Annotated in this window: 22 protein-coding genes; 9 read left to right on the forward strand and 13 right to left on the reverse strand. The window is 72.9% G+C overall.

What is annotated here, in order from left to right; translation table 11 throughout:
- Positions 1-63: 63 nt before the first annotated feature.
- The 3 genes from ACBJ59_RS21550 to ACBJ59_RS21560 all read left to right on the forward strand — a co-directional run bounded on the left by ACBJ59_RS21550 (position 64) and on the right by ACBJ59_RS21560 (position 5,290).
- Positions 64-2,034 carry a M14 family zinc carboxypeptidase gene (locus ACBJ59_RS21550; protein WP_375112009.1) on the forward strand — a complete coding sequence of 657 codons (1,971 nt, stop codon included), beginning with the start codon at positions 64-66 and terminating at the stop codon, positions 2,032-2,034.
- Between the two features lie 113 nt (positions 2,035-2,147).
- Positions 2,148-4,727 (forward strand): M14 family zinc carboxypeptidase, encoded by a 2,580-nt coding sequence (locus tag ACBJ59_RS21555; RefSeq protein ID WP_375112010.1) that lies wholly within the window; start codon positions 2,148-2,150, stop codon positions 4,725-4,727.
- Positions 4,728-4,786: 59 nt separating this feature from the next.
- On the forward strand, positions 4,787-5,290 hold the full coding sequence (locus ACBJ59_RS21560; RefSeq protein WP_375112011.1) for a GNAT family N-acetyltransferase: 504 nt from the start codon (positions 4,787-4,789) through the stop codon (positions 5,288-5,290).
- 77 nt (positions 5,291-5,367) lie between these two features.
- On the opposite strand, the gene ACBJ59_RS21565 is transcribed toward ACBJ59_RS21560, so the two are convergent.
- The 3 genes from ACBJ59_RS21565 to fusA all read right to left on the reverse strand — a co-directional run bounded on the left by ACBJ59_RS21565 (position 5,368) and on the right by fusA (position 9,639).
- The gene (locus tag ACBJ59_RS21565) at positions 5,368-6,489 is read right to left on the reverse strand and encodes a CU044_5270 family protein (protein ID WP_375112012.1); all 1,122 of its coding nucleotides are present in this window, start codon (positions 6,487-6,489) and stop codon (positions 5,368-5,370) included.
- The gene (locus ACBJ59_RS21570) at positions 6,486-7,106 is read right to left on the reverse strand and encodes an RNA polymerase sigma factor (RefSeq protein ID WP_375112013.1); all 621 of its coding nucleotides are present in this window, start codon (positions 7,104-7,106) and stop codon (positions 6,486-6,488) included. The genes ACBJ59_RS21565 and ACBJ59_RS21570 overlap by 4 nt, the downstream gene beginning before the upstream one ends.
- A 445-nt stretch (positions 7,107-7,551) precedes the next feature.
- Positions 7,552-9,639 (reverse strand): elongation factor G, encoded by a 2,088-nt coding sequence (fusA, locus tag ACBJ59_RS21575; protein WP_375112014.1) that lies wholly within the window; start codon positions 9,637-9,639, stop codon positions 7,552-7,554.
- A gap of 388 nt (positions 9,640-10,027) precedes the next feature.
- Here fusA and ACBJ59_RS21580 point away from each other — a divergent pair, with 388 nt between their 5' ends.
- From ACBJ59_RS21580 to ACBJ59_RS21590, 3 genes are all read left to right on the forward strand, one after another.
- A complete protein-coding gene (locus ACBJ59_RS21580) occupies positions 10,028-10,804 on the forward strand; it encodes a GNAT family N-acetyltransferase (RefSeq protein ID WP_375112015.1) in 777 nt (258 codons plus the stop codon).
- The gene (locus tag ACBJ59_RS21585; protein ID WP_375112016.1) at positions 10,801-12,177 is read left to right on the forward strand and encodes a lysophospholipid acyltransferase family protein; all 1,377 of its coding nucleotides are present in this window, start codon (positions 10,801-10,803) and stop codon (positions 12,175-12,177) included. Before ACBJ59_RS21580 ends, ACBJ59_RS21585 begins: the two co-directional genes overlap by 4 nt.
- 132 nt (positions 12,178-12,309) lie before the next feature.
- Positions 12,310-12,582 carry a WGxxGxxG family protein gene (locus ACBJ59_RS21590; protein WP_375112017.1) on the forward strand — a complete coding sequence of 91 codons (273 nt, stop codon included), beginning with the start codon at positions 12,310-12,312 and terminating at the stop codon, positions 12,580-12,582.
- 262 nt (positions 12,583-12,844) lie between these two features.
- Here ACBJ59_RS21590 and ACBJ59_RS21595 read toward each other — a convergent pair whose 3' ends face one another.
- Together ACBJ59_RS21595 and ACBJ59_RS21600 are read right to left on the reverse strand one after the other, a co-directional pair.
- Positions 12,845-12,979: a hypothetical protein gene (locus tag ACBJ59_RS21595; protein WP_375112018.1), complete on the reverse strand. Its 135-nt coding sequence runs from the start codon at positions 12,977-12,979 to the stop codon at positions 12,845-12,847.
- Positions 12,980-13,137: 158 nt separating this feature from the next.
- Entirely contained in the window at positions 13,138-14,034 is an 897-nt protein-coding gene (locus ACBJ59_RS21600) for an SDR family oxidoreductase (RefSeq protein ID WP_375112019.1), read from the reverse strand.
- Between the two features lie 171 nt (positions 14,035-14,205).
- On the opposite strand from ACBJ59_RS21600, the gene ACBJ59_RS21605 reads away from it, so the two are divergent.
- Positions 14,206-15,117 carry a LysR family transcriptional regulator gene (locus ACBJ59_RS21605; RefSeq protein WP_375112020.1) on the forward strand — a complete coding sequence of 304 codons (912 nt, stop codon included), beginning with the start codon at positions 14,206-14,208 and terminating at the stop codon, positions 15,115-15,117.
- A gap of 24 nt (positions 15,118-15,141) precedes the next feature.
- Here ACBJ59_RS21605 and ACBJ59_RS21610 read toward each other — a convergent pair whose 3' ends face one another.
- Together ACBJ59_RS21610 and ACBJ59_RS21615 are read right to left on the reverse strand one after the other, a co-directional pair.
- Positions 15,142-15,726, reverse strand: coding sequence for a hypothetical protein (locus ACBJ59_RS21610; protein ID WP_375112021.1), 585 nt, complete (start codon positions 15,724-15,726; stop codon positions 15,142-15,144).
- Positions 15,723-16,211, reverse strand: coding sequence for a sigma-70 family RNA polymerase sigma factor (locus ACBJ59_RS21615; RefSeq protein WP_375112022.1), 489 nt, complete (start codon positions 16,209-16,211; stop codon positions 15,723-15,725). The genes ACBJ59_RS21610 and ACBJ59_RS21615 overlap by 4 nt, the downstream gene beginning before the upstream one ends.
- Positions 16,212-16,364: 153 nt before the next feature.
- On the opposite strand from ACBJ59_RS21615, the gene ACBJ59_RS21620 reads away from it, so the two are divergent.
- Positions 16,365-17,162, forward strand: coding sequence for an endonuclease/exonuclease/phosphatase family protein (locus tag ACBJ59_RS21620; protein WP_375112023.1), 798 nt, complete (start codon positions 16,365-16,367; stop codon positions 17,160-17,162).
- A 124-nt stretch (positions 17,163-17,286) separates the two neighbouring features.
- Here the strand turns inward: ACBJ59_RS21620 and ACBJ59_RS21625 are convergent, their stop codons facing one another.
- Positions 17,287-18,585, reverse strand: a complete 1,299-nt coding sequence (locus ACBJ59_RS21625; protein ID WP_375112024.1) for an FAD-binding oxidoreductase — start codon at positions 18,583-18,585, stop codon at positions 17,287-17,289.
- 276 nt (positions 18,586-18,861) lie between these two features.
- On the opposite strand from ACBJ59_RS21625, the gene ACBJ59_RS21630 reads away from it, so the two are divergent.
- Positions 18,862-19,905 (forward strand): ABC transporter substrate-binding protein, encoded by a 1,044-nt coding sequence (locus tag ACBJ59_RS21630; protein ID WP_375112025.1) that lies wholly within the window; start codon positions 18,862-18,864, stop codon positions 19,903-19,905.
- A 22-nt stretch (positions 19,906-19,927) separates the two neighbouring features.
- Here the strand turns inward: ACBJ59_RS21630 and ACBJ59_RS21635 are convergent, their stop codons facing one another.
- Genes ACBJ59_RS21635 through ACBJ59_RS21655 form a run of 5 tightly spaced genes read right to left on the reverse strand, consistent with a single transcriptional unit; the run spans position 19,928 to position 22,582 of the window.
- Positions 19,928-20,395, reverse strand: a complete 468-nt coding sequence (locus ACBJ59_RS21635) for a metallophosphoesterase family protein (RefSeq protein ID WP_375112026.1) — start codon at positions 20,393-20,395, stop codon at positions 19,928-19,930.
- The gene (locus ACBJ59_RS21640; RefSeq protein WP_375112027.1) at positions 20,301-20,924 is read right to left on the reverse strand and encodes a hypothetical protein; all 624 of its coding nucleotides are present in this window, start codon (positions 20,922-20,924) and stop codon (positions 20,301-20,303) included. Before ACBJ59_RS21640 ends, ACBJ59_RS21635 begins: the two co-directional genes overlap by 95 nt.
- Complete coding sequence (locus tag ACBJ59_RS21645; protein ID WP_375112028.1) at positions 20,921-21,301, reverse strand: GNAT family N-acetyltransferase; 381 nt, start codon at positions 21,299-21,301, stop codon at positions 20,921-20,923. Before ACBJ59_RS21645 ends, ACBJ59_RS21640 begins: the two co-directional genes overlap by 4 nt.
- Complete coding sequence (locus ACBJ59_RS21650; protein ID WP_375112029.1) at positions 21,277-21,996, reverse strand: SRPBCC domain-containing protein; 720 nt, start codon at positions 21,994-21,996, stop codon at positions 21,277-21,279. The genes ACBJ59_RS21645 and ACBJ59_RS21650 overlap by 25 nt, the downstream gene beginning before the upstream one ends.
- Position 21,997: 1 nt before the next feature.
- Positions 21,998-22,582 (reverse strand): ArsR/SmtB family transcription factor, encoded by a 585-nt coding sequence (locus ACBJ59_RS21655; protein WP_375112030.1) that lies wholly within the window; start codon positions 22,580-22,582, stop codon positions 21,998-22,000.
- Positions 22,583-22,613 lie beyond the last annotated feature (31 nt).

Raw genomic sequence — 22,613 nt, forward strand, 5'->3', positions numbered from 1 at the left:
CAGATGCGTGGTTTACGGACGTCCGTAGTTGTTCTGTCAGTTGTCGCCACGACGTTACTCGGGGTGCAACCATCCACTCCGGCGGTCGCGGGGCCGACCGATCCCGAGCCGGTCTCGCTCGTCACGCTCTCCGTCCCGGACCGGGCCGCGATGGAGCGGCTGGTGGCCTCCGGCGCCGACCTCACCGAACGGGTACGCCCCCAGCCGGACGGCAGCGTCCAGGTCGACGCCGTCGTCACGGCCGGCCAGCTGGAGTCCCTGCGGCAGCTCGGCGCCACCCCGGCCGACGAGGCCCAGCCCCAGGCCCGCGCGAAGGCCACGGCCGCGCAGGACCAGATCGTCATCGAGCGGGCAGTCTGGTACAAGTCCCGCGACGGGTACTTCCTGTCGGTCGAAGCCTCCAGCAGCGCCGCGCAGGCGGCCACGCTCACCGTCGCCTGGAAGGGCAGGCGGGGCACGAGCGGGCAGGCGGAGATGGTCGCGTACGTGGACGCGGGCGCGTACCTGGGCCACCAGTTCGCCACCCCAGTCCCGGCGGAGGACCGGCCGCAGTGGGTCACCGTCACCTCGGCGGGCGGCGGCAAGGCCGAGGCCCGGGTCGGTGAGTGGCCCGACGGCGAGCGGCCCGACCACAACGGGCGCGGCTACCAGAAGGACTTCATCACCCAGTACATGCCGCCGGCGCAGCTCAACGAGCGGATCAAGGCCCTGCACCGGCAGTTCCCCAAGCTCACCGAGCTCATCGCGCTGCCGTACAAGACCAACGGCTACCGGCGGCACGCCCAGGCGCTGATCGGCACCCCGCCCGGCGCCGCCGTGGTGATCACCTCGTCCGCGTACGGCTCCGAGGGCGGCAACGACCTGTCCGTCGAGCTGGTCGACCCCGGCGCGCCCGGCCGGCCGCTGCAGGTCACCCTCAACGGCAAGAACATCACCGTCAGCCTGGCCACCGACGACTCCGGCGCGCCGGTCAGCACCGCCGCCCAGGTCGTCGCGGCGATCAACGCCACGGCCGGCCTGCCCGTCCGGGCCAGTGTCTACCGCACCGACCCGGGGGCGGGCGTCATGGCGCCCGCGCCGCTCACCCAGCTCGACGACTTCCTCAACGCCCCGGCCGACGTCTCCCGCGCGCCCGCGCAGGTGCTGGCCCTGCGCATCGGCGTGCACCGCAACGGCTCGCGCACCGGCGTGCTCGCCTACTCGCAGGAGCACGCCAGGGAGTGGGTGACGCCGCTGGTCACCATCGAGGCCGCCGAGCGGCTGCTCCGCAACTCCAGCCGCGACCAGGCCACCCGCCGGCTGCTGGAGCGCACCGACATCTTCATCGTGCCGACCGTCAACCCCGACGGGGCGAACTACAGCTTCTACGACTTCAACTCCCAGCGGAAGAACATGACCAACCACTGCCCCGCGCAGCAGTCCGACCCGGCGCTGCGCAACACCTGGGGCGTGGACGTCAACCGCAACTACGCCGTCGGCTCTCTGACCGACGGGTACTTCGGCGCCTCGGCCAACTGCCAGAGCGGCACGTACGCCGGGCCGGGCGAGCACTCCGAGCCGGAGAGCCGCAACGTCATCTGGCTGGCGCAGAAGTACCGCAACATCAAGTTCGCCATGAACGTGCACAGCTACGGCGGCTACTTCATGTGGCCTCCCGGCGCGTACAAGCTCGACGGCCGCGTCACCCTGCCCCGGCCCACGCCGCGCGAGGAGGCGTACTTCCTGCGCTCGGCCCGCACGATCGAGGAGGCCATCGCCGCCGAGCGGGGCACCGTGATCTGGCCGCAGCAGACCGGCCCCGTGACGGACGTGCTGTACTCGGCGGCCGGCAACTCCGCCGACGAGCTCTGGTACGACTTCGGCATCTACGGCTGGGACTTCGAGGTCGGCGCCGACCTGTGGAACCCCGCGACCCGCACGTGGGAGGGAGTGGGCTTCCAGCCGCCGTTCAGCGAGGGGCACGCCGAGGCGCTGGAGTTCGCCACGGGCCTGATCTCCCTGATCGGCATCGCCGCCGACTACCGCGAACCCTGATCCGCCGGTGCGGCGGCCCGCCCGGCCGCCCGGGAGCCGAATCCGGGCGGCCGGGCACCCCGTCCGGCCGCCCTCGACCTTGATCCACCGAAATTCCTGGCAGGAGACCTTCCTTGCGCTTACCCACCACCCTCCTCGGCGTGGCCGTCACGGCCGCCCTCCTCGTCATCCCGCAGTCCGTCCCCACGGCCGCGCTGGCCGACCCCGCGGAGCCGCAGCCACCGGCCGTGCGCGACTTCGGCAACGGCCCCGAGCGCAACGAGATCGCGGCCGGCGTGCCCGAGCAGGCCTCCGCGCTCCGCGCGCAGCCGGACACCGGCCAGGGCGAGACGCAGGAGTACGGGCCGTCCCGCGACCGCGGCTACCCCCGGCAGACGCGGCTCCCGCTCCCGGCCGAGAACCCGGCCGACGCCTCGATCAAGCTGGGCCTGGTGCCGTACCACGGCATCGCGCCCAAGCTCAACGACCTGCAGCAGCGCAGCGACCGGGTGAGCGCCGAGATCATGGGCCGCTCGTACCAGGGCCGCGACCTCTACCTCGTCACCGTCACCGCGCCCGAGAGCGCCGCCGAGGTGCGCGAGCAGGCGCGCATCCGCGAGCGCATCGAGAACGACCCGGCCGGCGCCGCCCGCGACCGCGGCCTCGCCAAGCGCTACAAGGCGCCGGTGTTCGTCAACGCCAACATCCACGGCAACGAGTGGGAGGGCACCGACGCCGCCCTGCGCACCATCGAGCAGCTCGCCACCAGCACCGACCCGGCGATCACCGACCTGCTCAAGCGCACCAGGCTGTACTTCAACGTCACCGCCAACCCCGACGGCCGCGTCAACGGCGTGCGCCAGAACGGCGGCGGCTTCGACCTGAACCGCGACTTCATCACCGCCTCGCAGCCCGAGGTCCGCGCGATGCGCCAGCTGATGATCGACACCCAGCCGGTCGCCATGATCGACCTGCACGGGTACGTCAACGGCACGCTCATCGAGCCCACCACGCCGCCGCACGGCGCCAACTACGAGTACGACCTGTTCATCACCAACACCTACGCCAACGGCCTCGGCATGGAGGCCGCGGTCAACGGGCTCGGCTACACCTTCCCGAAGGACGGCGTGCGGCCCGTGCAGATCCCGTTCCGGGACGACCAGGAGGGCTGGGACGACTGGCCGCCGATCTTCACGCCGCAGTACGCGCCCTTCCACGGCACCGTCGCCGCGCACACGGTGGAGATCCCGCTGCGGGTCAACGAGCCCGAGTACAGCCGGCAGCCCGTCGAGGAGCTGCGCCGCCGCTCGGCGATCAACACCGACGTGGCCGCCGCCGCCATCCGCGCCACCTACGGCTTCGTCCAGTCCGGGCACGACCGGCTGATCGCCGACCAGATCGAGGTGTTCCGGCGCGGCGCGGCGGGCGAGCCGTCGAAGGTGGTCCCGCTCGGCATCGTGCCCGGCTTCGGCCCCGAGGACGTCTACACCACCACCTTCCCCCGCGCGTACGTCATCCCGGCCGGCTCCCCGGCCGCCGCGCGCCTGGTGGACCACCTGATCGCCAACGACGTCCGGGTCGAGCGGGCCAGGTCCGCGTTCCGCTCGGGCGGCCGGACGTACCCGGCCGGCACGTACGTCGTGGACATGCGCCAGCCCAAGCGCGGCCTGGCCAACGTCATGCTGGAGCGCGGCGAGGACATCTCGCCCCGGGTGAACGCCATGTACGACATCTCCGGCTGGAGCCTCGGCCTGCTCTGGGGCGCCACCGTGGAGTCCGCCGACTCGCTGCGCGCGCACACCACCCCGGTCAAGGCCGCCGCCCCGACCGGCTCCGTCCCGCACAGCCCGGGCCCGCTCGCGCTCAAGGTCACCGACGCCAAGGAGGTCAGGGCGCTCAACGACCTGCTGGCCCAGGGCGTCGCGGTGACCTGGGGCGACGGCGGCACGGCGATCGTCCCCTCCGCCGCCCGCCAGGCGGCCAGGACCGTCTCCGACCGGTACGGCGTCACCTTCACCCGCGCGGGCTCGACCTCCGGAACCCCGCTCGCGCAGGTGCGCGTCGCCGCCGCGGCGTCCGCCGACGAGCTGTTCACCCTGCGCGAGCTCGGCTTCACCGTCACCCCCGTCTCCACCGCCGTGCTCAACAGCGGCTTCGACTGGAGCGGGACCGACGTCCTGTACGTCTCCAGCGGGCTCAACCACGCCGCGCTCAACCCGGCCGCCAGGACAGCCCTCGACGCGTTCCTCACCACCGGCGGCGTGATCACCCGCGGTGACACCGGCGCCGCGTTCAACACCGCCGCCGGCCTGCTCACCGCGACCACGGTGGCCGGCCGCGACGACGCCAACGGCGTGGTCCGCACCGTCGCCACGAACGGACCGGTCGGCAGCGGCTCGCCGGCCCACTCGTTCGTGTACTCGCCGCTGTGGTTCACCGGGCTCGGGCCCGAGGTCACGGTCGAGCAGTCGTACGCGGCCGACGGGCCCCTGGTCTCCGGCCACTGGCGGGCCGACGAGCAGGGGCTGGGCGGCCCGGAGGCGGCCAGGGGCCAGGCGGCCGTGGTCAGCGGCCGGGACGAGCGGGGCGCGGCGGTGGTGCTCTTCGGCACCGAGCCGATGTTCCGCAACCACCCCAAGGGGTTGTTCCCGCAGGTGGCCAGGGGACTGTACTGGTCGGCCGCGGTGACGGGCGCGGCCGTCACGACCCCATGATCGGGATGTGCTAGATTCACGCTTCCGGCCGGATTCGCTTCCGGCCGGAAGCTTTCTGTATGACCTCACTTCACGCCATCGTGCGCCCGGCTACCGCGGCCGACCGTCCCGCGGTCGAACGGCTCTGGCTCATGTTCCGCCACGACATGTCGGAGTTCGACGGCGAGCTGCCCAACCCCGACGCCACGTTCAAGAACGACTCCCGGCTCCGGTCGGCGTTCGAGCGCGACGACTGGGCGGCCTACCTGTTCACCAGCGGCGACCGGCCCGCCGGGTTCGCCTTCGTGCGCAGCCTGTCCGGCCCGGCGCGCGTGCTCAACAGCTTCTTCGTCGTACGCGGCGCGCGCCGGTCCGGTCTGGGGCTGCGTGCCGTCCGGGAGGTGGTCGCCCGGCACCCGGGCCCGTGGGAGATCGCCTTCCAGGACGCCAACGCGGGCGCGGTGGCCTTCTGGCGGCGGGTGGCGGAGGAGATCGCCGGCGATGCCTGGACCGAGGAACGCCGGCCCGTGCCGAACCGGCCCGACCTGCCGCCGGACGCGTGGATCTCCTTCACCACCGCCTGAGCACGGGCGGCCCCGCGCCTCCCGGCGTAACGGGACACTGTTGGCGAAGCAGACCAAACAGAAACGGCCCCGCTGCTCTAGTCGGGAGGGGTGGGCTTGGCGTTGCTCCAGCCCGTGTCCACGACCGCCCGGTAGCTCAGCGTCCTGCCGGGAACCTGCCACTTCTGGCTTTTGGGGCCTGGTTCAAGCTGGATGTCGCGGCTGCCCAGGAGCTTGCCGGTCTTCTGGTCGAAGAGCACCTCCCGCTGGATCTTCCCACGGCCATCGGCGCTGTCGATCGGGACCGCGAGGCCGACTGCCGACCGGCCGAGCGGATCCGTGACGGCGCCCAGCCGCCGCACGCCCGGATAATCGGTGATCAGGCGCATGAGACCGGCTCGCACCTTGGGCGGCACGGGCGTCTCTGCCAGGGCGAAGTAGACCCGGCCGAGCACCCCTGCAGGGCCGTTGCAGCGCCTCGGCGCGCCAGACCCGCCCGCTATGAACTTGACCGAGCCTTCACACAGCAGCTTGCGCAGCTCTCCGGGGTCGGTAGGCAGCTCTTGGAGCTCCTGATAGGTGAACTGGCCGACGCCGCCGATGAGGAATGTGCCGCCGCCCTGGTCGTTCGGATGTTCCTCCTGCCAGGCACCAGACTTCGTCCTGACGGTCCTGCGCATGCCCGACGAGCCCACCGTCCAGCTCGAAGGGGAACCCGCCGCGCGCCAGGCATCGGCGTCGGCGCCGGTCTGGGGCTTACCCGCGAAGGAGCGGCCGTGGAAGGACTCGCCGTCGCCGCGGGCGCGCCCCGTCCATCTGAGGATCTCGCGGCGCTCTTCCACGACGTAGCCACCGGTCCTGCCGAGCGCGAGCGCCGCGAAGGCGGAGCGCTGATGGGTGTACCAGTAGCGGCCCTGCTGCTGCAGCTCCGCCTGAGAGGCGGCGGCCAGCATCATGTCGCGAGGCGACAGAGAGTGAGGGATGGCCTGCACGCCTGCCGGTGGTCGTGCGGGATCGTCGTGAGCGAGCGTCATACCCGCTGCCACGGCCGCGGCCGTGGCAGCGGCCACCAAGCCGAGCGGCATGCGCCACGTACGGCGAGAGCGCGGCCGTGCGGTGTCGTCCTGGCCCAACATCCGGGTACGGGCGGCCGCCGCGGCCTCTGCGGAAGGCGGGGCCGGGTCGTCGTACACCCCACGTACGAGATGCAGCTCGTTCATCGATGTGTCTCCTCCTCGTCCAACAGCGGATTCGTTCCGCCCAGCGCCTTGCGCAGCTTCTTGCGAGCCCGGTTGAGCCGCGAGGACACCGTGCCGAAGGGCACGTCCAGAGCCTGCGCCACCTCGTCGTAGCTCAGCCCCGAAAGCGCCACCAGGAGCAGCACGTCACGCTGGTCCGCGGGCAGGGCGGCGATGGCCCTGGCCAGCGTGCCTTTGACGGCTTGCGCGCTCACCTTCGCCGTCACGTCGTCCTCGTGACCTCGGGCCGAGTTCGCCTCCGGATGCAGCCGGTCCACGGCACGAAGGAGGCGCACCTCGTTGCGGCGGTGCCGGCTGATGAGGTTGGTCGCGATGCCGTAGAGCCAGGGGCGGGCGCTGCGGTGGCTCGTGTCGTACCGGCGACGCTGACGGAAGGCGAGGGCGAACGTCTCAGCGGAGACGTCGTCGGCGGCGTGCGGACCGAGCCGGCGGGATACGTACCGGTGAATCTCCGCGTAGTGCGCGTCGAAGACGGCGCCGAAACGCTCGGGTTCGTGCCAGGACCGCTCGATCACCACGGCGTCGTCCTGCGACGGTGGGGCGTCGCCCGGGGAATCGGCCAGATAGGGCTCATTCATTCACAGGCCTTGAGGTCGGCGGGACATCGGTCACCTGTTGTTGTCCGCAGGCCGCTTTCGCCTTCCCCTGAATTTCGGCGCACCGGCTGCGGAGCAGTCTCAGCGTGGCCCCTCCCATAGGCCCGCAGCGCGTGGGTGCACCGTTGAAAGCTCTCCGGCCATCCGAATCCGCTCCTCCGGAGTGATCTACGAAGACGAGCAGTTCGAGGACCTGCTCACGTCGAGAGGGCAGCCCGCGCTGTCTCCAGGACGCCTGACCGGCAGGCCGCGAGGCGGTACGGGCGCGCATCGATTGGAAGCACACTCTGGGCCTCGACTTCTCCGTGCACCAACCCGGATCTCCCACGTCGCAGCCCTGGCCCCCGCCGCGTGACAACCGCCACGGGGACCAATTCGCCAACAGCGCCCCCCGGCGTACCGGGGGAGCGGGGCCGCCCGGCCCGGGTCAGCGGGCCGCGGGGGCGTAGCCGGTCGGGCGGGTGGTGAACGTGCCCCGGCCCTGGGTACGGCTGCGCAGGCTGGTCGCGTACCCGAACACCTCGGCCAGCGGCACGACCGCGGTGATCACCACCGTGCCGGCCCGCGCCGCCGAGCCCGAGACGCGGCCGCGCCGGGCCGACAGGTCGCCCAGCACCCCGCCGGCCATGTCGTCCGGCACCGTCACCGTCACCTCCACCACCGGCTCCAGCAGCACCATCGCGCACTGGCGCAGCGCCTCGCGCAGCCCCAGCCGCCCCGCCGTGCGGAACGCCATCTCCGAGGAGTCCTTCACGTGGGTGGCCCCGTCGGTGAGCGTGACCCGCAGGCCGGTCACCGGGTGGCCGCCCAGCGGGCCGTCGGACAGCGCGTCCCGGCAGCCGGCCTCGACCGCGCGCACGTACTCGCGCGGCACCCGGCCGCCCACCACCGTCGAGGCGAACACGAAGCCCTCCGCCAGCGGCTCGACGTCCAGCACGACGTGGGCGAACTGCCCGGCGCCGCCGTCCTGCTTGACGTGCCGGTAGAGCAGCCCCGACACCCCGCGCCCGACCGTCTCCCTGAAGGAGACCTGCGGCCGGCCGACGCTCACCTCCAGGCGGTGGTCGCGCCGGAGCTTCTCCGCCGCCACCTCCAGGTGCAGCTCGCCCATCCCGGACAGCACGGTCTGCCCGGTCTCGGCGTCGGTGCGCACGGCCAGCGAGGGGTCCTCCTCGGCCAGCCGGGCCAGCGCCGCCGCCAGCCGGTCGCCGTCGGTGCTCCTGCGCGCCTCGACGGCCACGGACACCACCGGCTCGGTCGCCCCCGGCGGCTCCAGCAGCAGCGGCGCGCCCGGCGCGCACAGGGTCGTGCCGGTGCGGGCCGCCTTCGGCCCGACCACCGCGACGATGTCCCCGGCCACCGCCAGGTCCGCCTCGGCGTGCCGGTCGGCCTGCACGCGCAGGATCCGGCCGATCCGCTCGGTACGGCCCGCGCCCGCGTCCAGCACCGTGTCCCCCTTCCGCATCGTCCCCGAGTACACCCGCACGTACGTGAGCCGCCCGGTCGCCGTCGAGCTCACCTTGAACGCCAGCGCGGCCAGCGGCGCGTCCGGGTCGGCGGCCCGTACCTCGCCGTCCTGCCCGCGCACCGCGGGCACGTCCAGCGGCGAGGGCAGGTAGCGCACGACGGCGTCCAGCAGCGGCTCGATCCCGCGGTTGCGGTACGCCGAGCCGCACAGCACCACGACACCCTCACCGGTACGGGTGAGATCGCGCAGCGCGGCGACCAGCGTCGCCCCGGAGAGCGACGTCCCGGAGAGCGACGTCCCGGAGAGCGACGGTTCGGCGGGCGACGGTTCGGCGGGTGACGGCCCGGCGCAGAACTCCTCCAGCGCGCCCGGATGCAGCTCGGCCACCGCCTCCTCCAGCAGCCGGCGCCGCCGCAGCGCCTCCTCCAGCAGGTCGTCCGGCACCGGCCGCGCCTGGCAGGCGTCGCCGTCCCAGACCAGCGCCCGCAGGCCGATCAGGTCGATCACGCCGGTGAAGGCGTCCTCGCGCCCGATCGGCAGCTGCACCACCAGCGGCGCCGGATGCAGCCGCCGGCGGATCGACTCGACCGCCGCGTCGAGGTCGGCGCCCGCCCGGTCCAGCTTGTTGACGAACGCCAGGCGCGGCACGCCGTGCCGGTCGGCCCGCCGCCACACCGACTCGCTCTGCGGCTCGACCCCGGCGACGCCGTCGAACACCGCGATAGCGCCGTCGAGCACCCGCAGCGACCGCTCCACCTCGTCGGAGAAGTCGACGTGGCCGGGGGTGTCGATCAGGTTGATCCGGTGCCCGTCCCACTCGCAGCTCACGGCCGCGGCGAAGATCGTGATGCCGCGGTCGCGCTCCTGGGAGTCGAAGTCGGTGACGGTCGTGCCGTCGTGCACCTCACCGCGCTTGTAGGTGGCGCCGGTCAGGTAGAGCATCCGCTCGGTGACGGTGGTCTTGCCGGCGTCGACGTGCGCGAGGATGCCGAGATTGCGGACGGCGGTCAGGGGGACGGTCTGGGGGTTGAAGACGTGAGCACGCACGGCCCATGACCCTTTCGGGACGTTTCTTGACAGGACGGCGCAATTCCCCCGGCGAAGGGGTCTTCGTCAGGGCAGCAGCCAGTGCCGGCCGCGCAGCCGGCACCGGGGCGACGAAGACACCAGGATCACCTCGTAACGCGACGGGGGGATGACGGCAGCGGTGCTGTGGCGCACGGCCGGCTCCCTTCGCTCGTCACGTCATGATCCCTGTCGTGATCTCAGGCGAGAGTGTAGTGACGCCGGTCGCGGCGGGGGAATTCATTTTCTTTGCGAAGTCTCCCCCGGAACGTCACCACGCGGACGCCTGAGTGCCCCCGGTGTGAGACTCGGACGTCATTTCGGCATGTCGACATAGGCGCGAGACGCTTTCAGGGAAGGACGCGCGCCCATGACGATCTCTCTTGACACCGGTCGCTACACGGTCGGGATGGCCACCAGTGCCGCCGACGTACAGGCCGCTCAGAGACTCCGGTACGCGGTCTTCGCCGAGGAGATGGGGGCGCGGCTCGACAGCCCGGTCTCCGGCCTCGACGCCGACCGGTTCGACGCCTACTGCGACCACCTCCTCGTCCGCGACGGCTCCGAGGTCGTCGGCACCTACCGGCTGCTGCCGCCGGGACGTACCGAACGGCTCTACTCCGACGCCGAGTTCGACCTCACCGGCCTGGCGCACCTCCGCAAGGACCTGGTGGAGGCCGGCCGCACCTGCGTGCACCCCGACCACCGGGACGGCACGGTGGTCGCCCTGATGTGGGCGGGGATCGCCCGGTACATGGTGACCGGCGGTCACCGGTGGCTGGCGGGCTGCTGCTCGGTGCCGCTCGACGACCGCGGCGCGCTGGCCGCCGCCGTGGTGGAGCGGGTGCCGCTGGGTCCGGCGGAGTACCGGGTGACGCCCCGCACGCCGTGGCGCTCCCGGGGCGCCGCCCTGCCCGACCGGTTCGTGCCGCCGGCGCTGCTGCGGGGGTACCTGCGGCTGGGGTCGTGGGTGTGTGGGGCCCCCGCGCACGACCGGGACTTCGGCACGGCGGACTTCTTCATGCTGCTGTCGATGGCGAACGTGAACGCCCGCTACCTGCGGTACTTCCTCGGCGAGTCCCCGCTGGGACCGTCTTCGGCCGGTGAGCCGCGGCTCGGGAAGCCTCCGCTCGGGGAGCCCTTGTGAGCGCCGTCCTCCCACCCGCTGACCTGCCCCGGGAGGCCGCCCCGGCGCCCGCCGCCGTAGCGCGGGACAACCCGTGGCGACCGTTCGGCCCCTGCACCCCCGACACCTGTGTGGGGGACCCGGCCGCCGCCGCAGGCCGCCTCCAGCGCGCCGCCCGGCTCCTCGGAGCGCTCGCGGTGGTACTCGCCGGCGTCCCCACAGCCCTCACCACCCGCACCCTCACCACCCGCACCCTTACCACCCGCACCCTCACCACCCGCACCCTCACCACCCGCACCTTCGCCTCCCGCACGATCACCACCCGTAGCCTCGCCTCCCGCGCCGCCGTTTCCAGCGCCCCTGTCAGCGGCGCCGCTGCCTCCCGTCCCGCCAGCCCCCCTTCACCCGCCTCGGCTTCGCGGGCGTTGCCATCGCTTGCCCCGGCTCCGTCCGCCGACCGTCCGCCGGGCTCCCGTCCCCGCACCTCCAGTTCACCCGCCACGCACGCGCTCGCCGCCCGTCTCGCGGCGTTCATCCTGCGGGTTTACGCGTTGCGGGCGCTGCTCCTGCGCGTGCTGGCGTTGCGCGCCCACACGCCGCACCTCGGGGCCCGCACCGCCGCCCGCACCCCCGCCCCCGCCCGCACCCCAGCCCCCGCTGGCACCGCCGCCGCTTCCCGTGACTGTGCGTCGCGGTGGCAGGGTGAGGTCACCCGCATGTGGGCCCGCCTGCTCCTGCGGGCGCTGGGCATCCGCCTGGAGGTCGTCGTCGAGGCCGCCGGAGGGGCGGCGGGCGACGACCCGTCAGGCGGGACGCTCGTCGTGGCGAATCACGTCTCCTGGCTGGACCCCCTCGTCATCGCCGCCACCCTGCCCTCACGCCCCCTGGCCAAGCGCGAGATCGCCGGCTGGCCGGTCATCCGCACGCTGGTGGCGGGCGCCGGCGGGCTGTTCATCGACCGGGAGCGCCTGTCCGCGCTCCCGTCGGCCGTGGCGGCCGTCGCCGACGCTCTCCGGGCCGGGGACACGGTGGTCGCCTTCCCGGAGGGCACCACGTGGTGCGGGCGCGGCATGGGCAGCTTCCGCCCGGCGGTGTTCCAGGCAGCGGTCGACGCGGGCGCGGCCGTCCGCCCGATCACGCTGCGTTACCGCGAGGGTACGGTCACCTCCACCCGCGCCTGCTACGTGGGCGACGACTCTCTGCTCGCCTCCATGTTCCGGGTGGCCGCCACCCGGGGCCTGGTCGCCGAGGTGAGGCTGCTCGCCCCCGTACGCCTCGCCCCCACCGCACCCCGTCAGCGGGCCCGGACCGAACTTGCCAGGATCTGCGAGACCCGCGTACGCCAGGGCATCCCCGATCGCCACGGCGCCCCGTCGCGAGGAGAAGGCGTTTGATGCCCCCGGGACGATGGTAGAGGCGTATTTAGCAGGGGATATGGAGATCGCCCCGCTATCGGGAGCCTTCCACGGAGAAGGCGTGATAGGCGGTCTCCGCGGTCGCTGAGACCGCCGGATCGGGGGAACCCAATGCGCAAGACCCTCACCGGGCTGGGCCTGGCGTTCTTCTTGACGCTAGCCCCGGCAACTGCTGCGACGGCCGACACGCCGGTCGCGCCGGTCGCGCAGAGCCAGGTGACACCCGCACCGCAGCCGAACGAGACCAGGGATGAAGGCGGCGGCAACGCCGGCCTGTGGGGCCTGCTGGGCCTGCTCGGCCTGCTGGGCTTCGCGGGCATGCGCAAGCACCGTAACCACGTCGGCACCGCCGAACACATCCCGCACCGCACGACGCGCCCGTAACAGGGCCGGCCCCGGCCGCCGGCCGGGGTGACCATCCGAGGTGGCACGGCTGCCGCACAGCAGCCGTGTCACGCGGTGGCGCGAAGCGGATCAAGTGGGTTAGGAGCTGCGGCGCCACCGCGCCGGCGCCCCCGGCCGCGGCCACGCCGACGGCGAGCGGGGGCGCCTTCCCCGTCACGCTGCCGCACACGTACGGCAGCACCACGATCACCGCGGCGCCCCAGCGCGTCGTCACCGTCGGCCTCCTGGACCTGTACGAGGGCTACTTCGTCTTCGGCAGCCAGGACCCGCGCTCCCGCCTGCGCGGCTCGCTCGGCTTCCAGCTCCCCACCGGCCTCGGACCCGCGTGCTGCAACTCGGCGACGAGGTCGCGGTCGCCCGTGGTCGCGGGGCTCATGGGCGTTCATCGTGCTGAGCGCCGACCTGAGGGCCCGCCTGCTGATCCCGGTCGTGGAGCTCCCGGTGGGCGTGGTCGCGGGCGCCCTCGGCGCGCCCCTGCTGCTGTGGCTTCTGGCCCGGTCCCGGCGGCGCTCGACGTTCTTCGACGACCAGGCGTTAGGCGGTGAAGTAGTGTCCCGCCTCGAGGTCCGGGAGGAGCGCGGGCCGGCCGGGGGACCAGTCCAGCAGCTTCCTGGTCAGGTCGCTGGTGGCGGGGACGTCGAGGGAGAGGACCATACCGAGGAAGCCGAAGTGCTCCATCGCCTCCTCGGGGGAGATGGAGGCCACCGGCAGGCCCAGGTGCCGGCCGATCACCTCGGCGATCTCCCGTACCGGCACCCCCTCCTCGGCGACCCCGTGCAGGCGCGCGCCCGCGGGCGCGCCCTCCAGCGCCAGCCGGAACAGCCGCGCGGCGTCCAGCCGGTGCACGGCGGGCCAGCGGTTCGATCCGTCGCCCGGGTAGGCGGAGACCCCCTTGGCCCGCGCGGTGGCGATCAGGCCCGGGACGAAGCCGTGATCACCCTCGCCGTGCACCGTCGGCGGCAGCCGCACCGCAGACGTCCGCACGCCGCGCTCGGCGAACGACAGCGCCGCCACCTCGGAGTCGTACCGGGGCGCCCCGAACGATCCCGGGTCGGGCGCGCTGTCCTCGGTCGCGACGCGGCCCGCCGCGAGGCCGGCGGTTCCGGAGGCGATGACGAAGGGCCGGCCGGTCCCCACGAGCGCCTCCCCGAGTGCCTCGATGGCCCGCCGGTCGGTCCGGACGGCGGCCTCGAAGTCGGTGAAGTCGTGGACGAACGCGGTGTGGATCACGCCGTCGGCGGCGGCCGCGCCACCGCGCAGGCTGTCCAGGTCGTCGAGGGAGCCGCGGTGCGCCTCGGCCCCGGCGGCCGCCAGCGAGGCGACGGCCCCCTCGGAGCGGGCGAGCCCGACGACCTGATGCCCGGCGCCGAGCAGTTCGCGGACGATGGCGCTCCCGATGAACCCGGTCGCACCCGTGACGAATACGCGCATGATGAAACGCACTCCTTGGCAAGGGCAGGTGAGAACCGGCCGCACGTCGCAGGGGGCCGGTGCTTCCACCTTGCGCCCGCGGAGCGTCCCAGGTCCAATGAATGTTCCGCAAGCCGCATCGCGTTTCGCGCATCACCACAGCTCAAGGGGTTCGGCCATTAGGCTGGGCGCATGCCCGAGTCGCCATCGCCGCCGGACCTCGACCTGCACCTCGTACGGAGCTTCACCGTCCTCGCCGAGCACCGGCACTTCGGCCGCGCCGCCGAGACCCTCCACCTCACCCAGTCGTCGCTGAGCCGGCAGATCGCCCGCCTCGAACAGCAGCTCGGCGCCCGCCTGGTGGACCGCACCCCGCAGGGCAGCCGGCTCACCGAGGCGGGGGAGGTCTTCCTGCCGCTCGCCAGGGCGGTCCTGCGGTCGTCGGCGCAGGCGGCGGCGAGCGCCCGCGCCGCCGCCCGGCCCAACCGGATCACCGTCGGCTACACCGCCAACCTGATCGTCACGCCCGCCGTGCGCGAGCTGCGCCACCGGCACCCCGACGCCGACGTACGCACCCTGCACGTGGCCTGGAACGAGCCGCACACCGCGCTGCTCTCCCACCGGGTGGACGTGGCGGTGGCCCGGCTGCCGTTCCCCACCGACGGGCTCCGCGTGACGGTCCTCTACGACGAGCCCCGGGCCCTGCTGGTGCCGCGCGACCACCGCCTGGCCGGCAAGGAGTCGATCACCCTCGACGACATCGCCGACGAGCCCCTGCCCCGCGCGCCCGACCCCGTCTGGGACGCCTTCTGGCGCATCGACCCCCGGCCCGACGGAAGCCCGGCTCCCGACGGCCCCTTCCTCGAGGCCGTGGAGGACAAGTTCGAGCTCGTCGCGGGCGGGCAGGCCGTGGTCATCGTCCCGGCCGGCGCCAACTTCACCGGCCTGCGGCCGGACCTCACCACGGTTCCCCTGGACGGCGTCGAGCCGAGCCACGTGGCGCTGGTGACCCGCGCCGGCGACCGCGGTCGCCTGGTGGCGGCCTTCCGCAAGTACGCCCAGGCCCACCTCACCGGTCAGCCGGGGGGCGCCACACCGGCCTGACCGAGCGAGGTTCCCGCGTCGGCGCTACCGAGGAAGCTCGGTGCTGCACCGGAGGGTGTCGCCGTCGCGGGCCAGGCCGAACACGGCGCCCAGCTTGCTCGGGTTGTCCGGCAGGTAGTCGGGCGTCCTGATGCCGGCGATGATCTTCGTCCCGGCGGGCATGGCCGCCGGATCGATGGTGATCAGGACCTGCCCGCCCGCCTCCTTGCTGCTGTCCATGACCTTGTCGAAGCCCGGGATGTCGGTCGGGGACGTGCAGAACTCGTTGATCCGGATGTCGGCCGGGATGCCCGCCTGCGCCAGGGTGCTCTCCAGGATGGCCGGGTCGAGGGTCTGCTCCTTGGTGAGCTTGACGGTGACCGTACCGTCGGCGTTGCTGTCGACGGAGAAGGCGGCGAGCTGGACATGCACGCCCGCGGGAGGCGCGTTGACCTGCGCCCCACCGGTCATGACCACCAGCGACAGCCCCCCGGCGACGGCGGAGCCCGCCGCGATCGCCGTGACCTTCCTGCGGCGGCGCGCCCGGCCCGCCGCGACGATCCGCTCGACGGGGGTGCGCATGTGCACGCCCTCCATCGACTCCCTCATGGTGTCGAAGACGTCGTTCATGTTTGGCCCTCCTGGGTGATGGCGGTGGCGAGGTCGCCGCGCAGCGTGGCGACGGCCCGTGCCAGGTGTGCGGTTACGGTGCCCGGAGCGATGCCGAGGGTCTTGGCGGTGGCCTCGGTGTCCAGGTCGAGGAAGACCCGCAGCGCCACCACCTCCCGCTGCCGCCTGGGCAGGCGCCGCAGGGCGGCCATCAGCGCGGGGTCGATGCCCTGCGTCTGCTGGTGTCCTTCGGCGTCATGGCCGGCCAGGGCGACCTCGCGGCGGCGCCTGCGCCACCACGAGACGCGGGTGTTGAGCGCGGTGCGCACGATCCAGGCGCGCGGCGCGGGATGCGCCCGCACCTTGCGCCAGCCGCTCCACGCCTGCACGTAGGCCTCGGCGACCAGGTCCTCGGCCAGCTGCGGATCCCCGGTACCGACCAGTACGGCCCGCAGGCACGCGTCCCTGCTGTCCCGGTAGAACTCCTCGAACTCCAGTTGCTCCACACCCTCTACACGCTTGGGAGCGCCATCACACTTACCGGAAACCTCCACGATTGTGTCGCCTGTCGATGGAGGCGGCGACCCCCGCCGTACCGCCGCACATCTCCGGCGACGTCGGAGATGTGCCGGTGCCGCACACGGGGGTAGCGCCCGGATATGCGCGTTGCCACGCTGAACCTCTGGGCCAGGCACGGCTCCTGGAGCGAGCGCAGGGAAGTGCTGATCGCCGGTTTGCGTGACCTGTGCCCGGATCTAATCGCCTTCCAGGAGTCGGTCGTGACAGACGACTACGACCAGGTCGCCGACCTGCTGGGCCCCGGCTACCACGTCGTTCACCAGGAGCAGGGCGAAGCCGACGGCACCCGGGCCTCGATCGCCAGCCGCTGGCCCCTGGGCGAGATCCGGCAGAGGAGACTGGCCGTCACCACCCGCGTGAACCTGTCGGAGTTCGCCGGCTGGATCGGTCTCGCCGAGGTTCTGGCGCCGGAGCCGCTGCTGTTCGTCAACCACAAACCCTCCTTCCGCCTCGCTCACGAGCACGAGCGTGAGCTGCAAGCCGTCCATGCGACGAGGCTGATCGAGGAGGTGCTGGGTGAGCGGGGTCTGCACGTGGTGGTGGCCGGGGACTTCGATGCCCCGCCGGAGGCGGCCAGCGTCCGCTTCTGGAGCGGCCTGCAATCCCTGCGGGGAACCAGCGTGGCCTACCGCGACGTCTGGCAGTGGACCCATCCACACGATCCGGGGCACACCTTCACCCCGGTCAATCCTCTCGTGAAGAACGGGAACTGGCCCCTGGAGGCGGGCAGGCGCATTGACTACCTCTTCGTGCGCTGCCACGGAAACGGCCCGACGCTGCGCCCGGAGAACTGCCGGCAGATCTTCGACCGGCCGGTCAACGGCATCTGGGCCAGCGACCACTTCGGCCTTGTGGCGGATCTGGAAGCGGCCCGGTGACGCTCGGACGGCCCCCGGCTCACCGCCTTCTTCAGACGCTCCTGATTCCGAGCTGGGCTGTCGTGAGCAGCCGACCGGCCCCTGGGCCCGTCATGGACGCCCTCGCGCCGGCCGCCGGCGGCGGTCAGGCCGGGACGACGTGGCCGACGCGGAAGAACCCGTCCGGGTCGTAGGCCCGCTTGACCGCTCGCAGCCGCCCGAGGTCGGCCGCCGTGTACGCCGCCGCGGTTCGCGAGGTGTCCGCCAGGAAGTTCAGGAAGGTCCCCCCGTTGGCGTACGGCCGCAGCTCCCCGGCCAGCTCGGGCACCACCGTGTCCACGATCACCGACAGCTTCGTGGAGCGGTGCGTGACCGGCCCCGCGTCCGGGCCCGGGCGGCCCATGGCGCCGCCCCAGTGCCGGATCTCGATGGTCTGCGCGTGCTCGGCCGCCCGCACCAGCGCGCCGACCACCTCGTCGGTCACCGTGTCGAGCAGGTCCAGCTGCCGGGCCGGCGTGCCGCCCATGGCCGTGGCGGCGTACGTGGTGGTCCGGGTCTCGTCCAGCAGCGCCGGGCCCGCGGCCCGCCACAGCGGCGCGAGCAGCCGCCTGGCCTGTTCGGCCGTCCCGGCGTGCACGACCTTGAGCTGCACGACGTGCCTGCCGCGCACCGCCGCCGGCACCTGCTCGTCGCCGGGCATCCGCCTGAGCACGAGCGCGGTGCTGATCTCGTCGGGGGCGTCGTCGATCCAGCTCCGGTACGCCGCCAGCATCGGGGCCGCCGCCTCGATCGGGAAGTACGCGAACCCCGAGAACACCTCGGCCACCGGGTACAGCCGGAACTCCAGCGAGGTCACCACGCCGAACCCGCCCCCGCCGCCCCGCAGCGCCCAGAACAGCTCGGGGTGGCTGTCCGCGCTGGCCGTGACGTGCCGGCCGTCCGCCAGCAGCACCTCGGCCCGCAGCACGCTGTCGGAGGCGAAGCCGTGCTTGCGCCCGAGCCAGCCCAGCCCGCCGCCGAGCGTGTAACCGGTGACGCCGACCGTGGGGGACGAGCCCGACAGCGGAGCCAGGCCGAACGGCGCGGCGGCGGCGATCACCTCGCCCCAGCGCGCGCCGGGCCCCACACGGGCGATCCGGCGGGCCGGGTCCACCAGCACCGACGCCATCGGGGAGGTCCTGACCAGGATGCCGTCGTCGCACGCGGCGTGCGTGCCGTGCCCGGTGGCCTGCACCGCGAACGGCACCCCGTGCCCGCGCGCCGCCAGCAGCGCGGCCCGTACGTCGCCGGCCCCGTACGCCTCGGCGACCAGCGCCGGGCGGGCGTCCACGGAGGGGTTCATGGACCGGCGGCCCTCGTCGTAACCGGCCTCGCCCGGCAGGTGCGCCGTGCCGGTGAACCCGGGGAGGCGGATCTCGTCCTGGATGCTGTACGGCTGGCTCATCTCTTCGGCCCTTCTCTGCGGTGATCTCGTGTGATCACTGTGCTCGAGGGCGCTTACGGCCGCGTTCCCGTCGACTTACGTCGCCCCTTAAGTCTCTTGAGGGCTCCAGGATCCGGGCGGGACGCGGGTTCCCGAATCCGCCGCCCGTCGCCGCCCCGCCTACCCCCGGGGTCGTACGGCGACGGCAGGGGCCTACCCCAGGGGGACATCTTGGTTAGGTAAGGCTAAGCTAATCGCCGAACGACAACGGTAAAGCATGTGCAAAGAGGAGAATCCATGGCCACAGTCCCGCGACGTGCCCTCGTCGCCCTCGGCGCCGCCGCCCTGCTCGGCGTCGGTGCCTGTGGCGGGACGGCCGCGCCGCCCGCCGCCGGGTCGTCCGCGACGGCCGCCGCCTCCGGCTCCGCGCCGGCGCAGGGCCCCTGGACCTGGAGCGACGACCGTGGCAAGAACGTCTCGCTCCCGCAGCGGCCGCAGCGCGTCGTCGCCCAGTCGGCCGCGGCGGCCGCGCTCTGGGACTTCGGCGTGCAGCCGGTCGCCGTGTTCGGCCCGCACAAGCTCAAGGACGGCGGCCGCGACCCGGAGGTCGGCGAGGTCGACATCTCCAAGGTGGAGTCGATCGGGAACGTGTGGGGCGAGTTCAACGTCGAGAAGTACGCCGCGGTGCAGCCTGACCTGCTGGTGTCGGGCATGTACCTGAAGGACACCCTCTGGTACGTCCCCGAGCAGTCGCTCGAGGCGGTCGAGGCGGTCGCGCCGACGGTCGGCGTACAGCTCAGCGGCAAGCCGCTGGTGCAGATCATCGAGAAGTACGGCCAGCTCGCCGCCGCCCTCGGCGCGGACCCCGAGGCCCCGGCCGTGGTCGAGGCCAAGAACCGCTTCGACGCCGCCAGTGCCGCGCTGAAGACCCTCGCCGCCGAGAAGCCCGACCTCAAGGTCATGATCGTCACCGCCACCCCCGAGTCCCTGTACGTCGCGTACCTGCCGGACCACCCCGACCTCAAGTACTGGGGCGAGCTCGGCCTGAACATCGTCTATCCCGAGCGGCCGACGGAGAGCGAGGGCGGCTTCTGGGAGGTGCTGAGCTGGGAGAACGCCGACAAGTACCAGGCCGACGTGATCCTCGTGGACGCCCGCTCCCAGTCCATGAAGATCGAGGAGATGGCCAAGAAGCCCACCTGGGCCAAGCTGCCCGCGGTCAAGGCCGGCCAGCTCTACCCGTGGCACGCGGCCGAGCGCTACAGCTACCTCGGGTACGCCAAGGTCATGGAGGAACTGAAGACCAACCTCGACAAGTCCCGCGACGACGTCGTCAAGTAGGCCGCCGTCAAGTAGGCCGCCGTCAGGTGACGGGCACGATCTCGGCCCGCGTCAGGACGCCCCGCTCGATGGTGAGCAGCCCCACCGTGCCGTGCGGCTGGCGGCGGCGGTCGGTGGGGGAGCCCGGATTGAAGATCCGCAGCCCTTCCCCCGACTCGTCGAGCGGGATGTGCGAGTGACCGAACACCACCAGGTCCGCGTGCGGGAAACGGCGCCGCATGCGGGCCAGACGCCCCTTGGCCGGGCCGCTGTCGTGGATCATGCCGACCCGCAGCCCGTCCAGCGTCAGCTCCAGCGTCTCCGGCGCCACCACGTCGGGCCCGTCGTTGTTCCCCTTCACGACGTGCACGGGCGCGTACGCGGCCAGCTCCTCCAGGACGGACGGCACGCAGACGTCACCGGCGTGCAGGATGGCGTCCGCACCCCGCAACTGCTCGGCGACCCGGGGCGGGGACGACCGCCACCGCCTGGGCGCATGCGTGTCGGACAAGGCGACGACTCTCACCCCGCCACTCCTGCCCGCTCCGCACACCACCCATCCCGGACCCGGGCGGCCCCGCGTAATAGCCGGGCGGGGCGATGAACATCGACTGGAAGTGGCGGGCGAGCCCGTCGTCGTCGCAGTCGTCGCCGCCCTCACGGTCCAGGCCGATCGACGCCTCGGGCAGCAGCGGATGCCACCGGTCCGCGAGGTCGACCGGCTGCCCCAGCTCGGCCAGCCGGGCCAGGACGATGTCGGCGGGGGCGGCGAAGACCGGGATGCCGTACAGGCTCACCTCGATCGAGCTCGCGTCATCCGGCCGCCAGATCTCGAGGGTGAACAGCAGGCCGTCGGCCGTGAAGGAGGCGTACACCGAGAACGAGGCGTCGAGCCCCCGCGTGCGAAGGCAGAGCGCGCCTCCGGGAGCCGTCGCGTCCACGACCTCCCCGTAAGCGGCCAGCCCGGCTCTGACCTGCGTTTCGTCCATGCCGAACCGCAGGCCGTCCAGCCCCGAGCCGACCTGGACGTCGAGCTTCACGGCATCCCCTCCTTGAGCAGCGAGCCGACCCAGGCGTCCACCCGGACGCCCCGATGCCGGAGCCGCTTCCTGAGCGTCCCCTCGATCAGGAAACCCGCCCGCTCCGCGACCCGGCGCGAGGCCACGTTACCGGCCTCGGCCCGCCATTCGATCAGCTCCAGACCCTGGGTGGCGAAGGCCCACCGGCAGGCGGCGCGGACCGCGTCCGTCGCCACGCCGCGCCCCCGGGCCCGCGGGTCGACCCAGTAGCCGATCTCGGCCGTGCCGTCGCCCCGCGGGCCCAGGCCCACGCGGCCGAGCCGCTCGCCGGTGGCGGCGTCCGCGGCCAGGAACTCCAGCCGGCCCGCCGAGATCAGGCGTACAGGTCCGCCAGCCACGCCCGCCACGCCGGCCCCTGGTCGTCCGCGCTCGCGAACAGCAGGTGGGAGGCGATCATGGAGCCGCCGAACCCCTGGAGGAAGCGGTACATCGCCTCGCCGGAGCGGATGCCGACCGTCTGGGAGTTGCGGTGGTAGACGACGCCCTCGAAACGGTCGCCGGGGCCGAAACGGACCCGGTCGCCGGGGGAGGGCGGCCCGCCCAGGGCCGCGTTCAGCCGCTTCCACGCGTCCGGCCAGTCCGTGACCGGCGGGCCGAACTCCGTCAGCGGCGTCGCCGCCCGCCCCGCGAAGTGGCCCAGGTATTCGGCCAGCGTCGCCACGTACAGCTCCAGACCCCTGGACATGGCCTCGAACTCGTCCTGCCAGTCGTCGCCCGGCAGGAACCCGCTGGTCACCATGCGAATCAGCGTGCTGCCCCGCTCCCGGCCCTCGATCATGAACTCGTAGGCCACGAAGCGCCCGTCGTCGCCCTTGTCGCTGGCGTGCGCGAAGCGCCGCAGTGGCTCGGCGCCGGTCACGGTCGACGGCGGCATGTCGAACGGGCCGAACGCGGTGCGTACGACGCCGTCGGCCACCTCGTTGCGCCCCATGAACCACGAGTCGATGCCCGGCCCGGTCGAGATCGCCTCCCAGACCTCCTCCGGCGTCGCCCCGACCGTCGCCTCGTGGGGGAGCTCGAACTCGTGCCCCACGTCAGCGCTCCTTCACGGTGGGGTGGACGGCCACGATCAGCCGATGCTCGCGCCCGCCCTCGGCGGACTCGTCATGATATTTGCTGACCAGGGAGGTCACGCACTGTGCCAGCTCCTCCGCGAACGCCGCCCGGTCGGCCGCCGACGCGAAGCGCACCTCGCCGTCGATGGCGAACGTCGCCACCCGCTTCTGCGCCTTCGCCGCCCCGGTGATCAGGGTGCCGACATCGCGGACGAGCTGCGCGGCCAGCGCCAGCAGCCAGCGCGCCGACAGCCGGTCCGGCGACCTGGCGGGGTCGGGCTGCACGGAGGCCAGCGCGACGGGGGAGATCACGAAGGACGCGGCCGTGGCCTGCATCACGCGCTCGGTGACGTTGCCCTTCCTGCGCTCCTCGACCAGCTCCACCAGGCCGTGCCGCTCCAGCGTGCGCAGGTGGTAGTTGACCTTCTGCCTGGCCAGGCCCACCTTGGCCGCCAGCGACGTCGCCGAGCCGGGCTCCACCAGCTCCGCCAGCAGTTTCGACCGCATGGGGTCGAGCGACGCCTCGGCCGCCGCGGGGTCTTCGATCACCGCCACTTCGTACATGGGAGCACGATGGCACCGAAAAAAATCATTG

This window comes from Nonomuraea sp. MTCD27 (assembly GCF_041950495.1).
In the GTDB taxonomy this organism is placed as follows: Bacteria; Actinomycetota; Actinomycetes; order Streptosporangiales; family Streptosporangiaceae; genus Nonomuraea.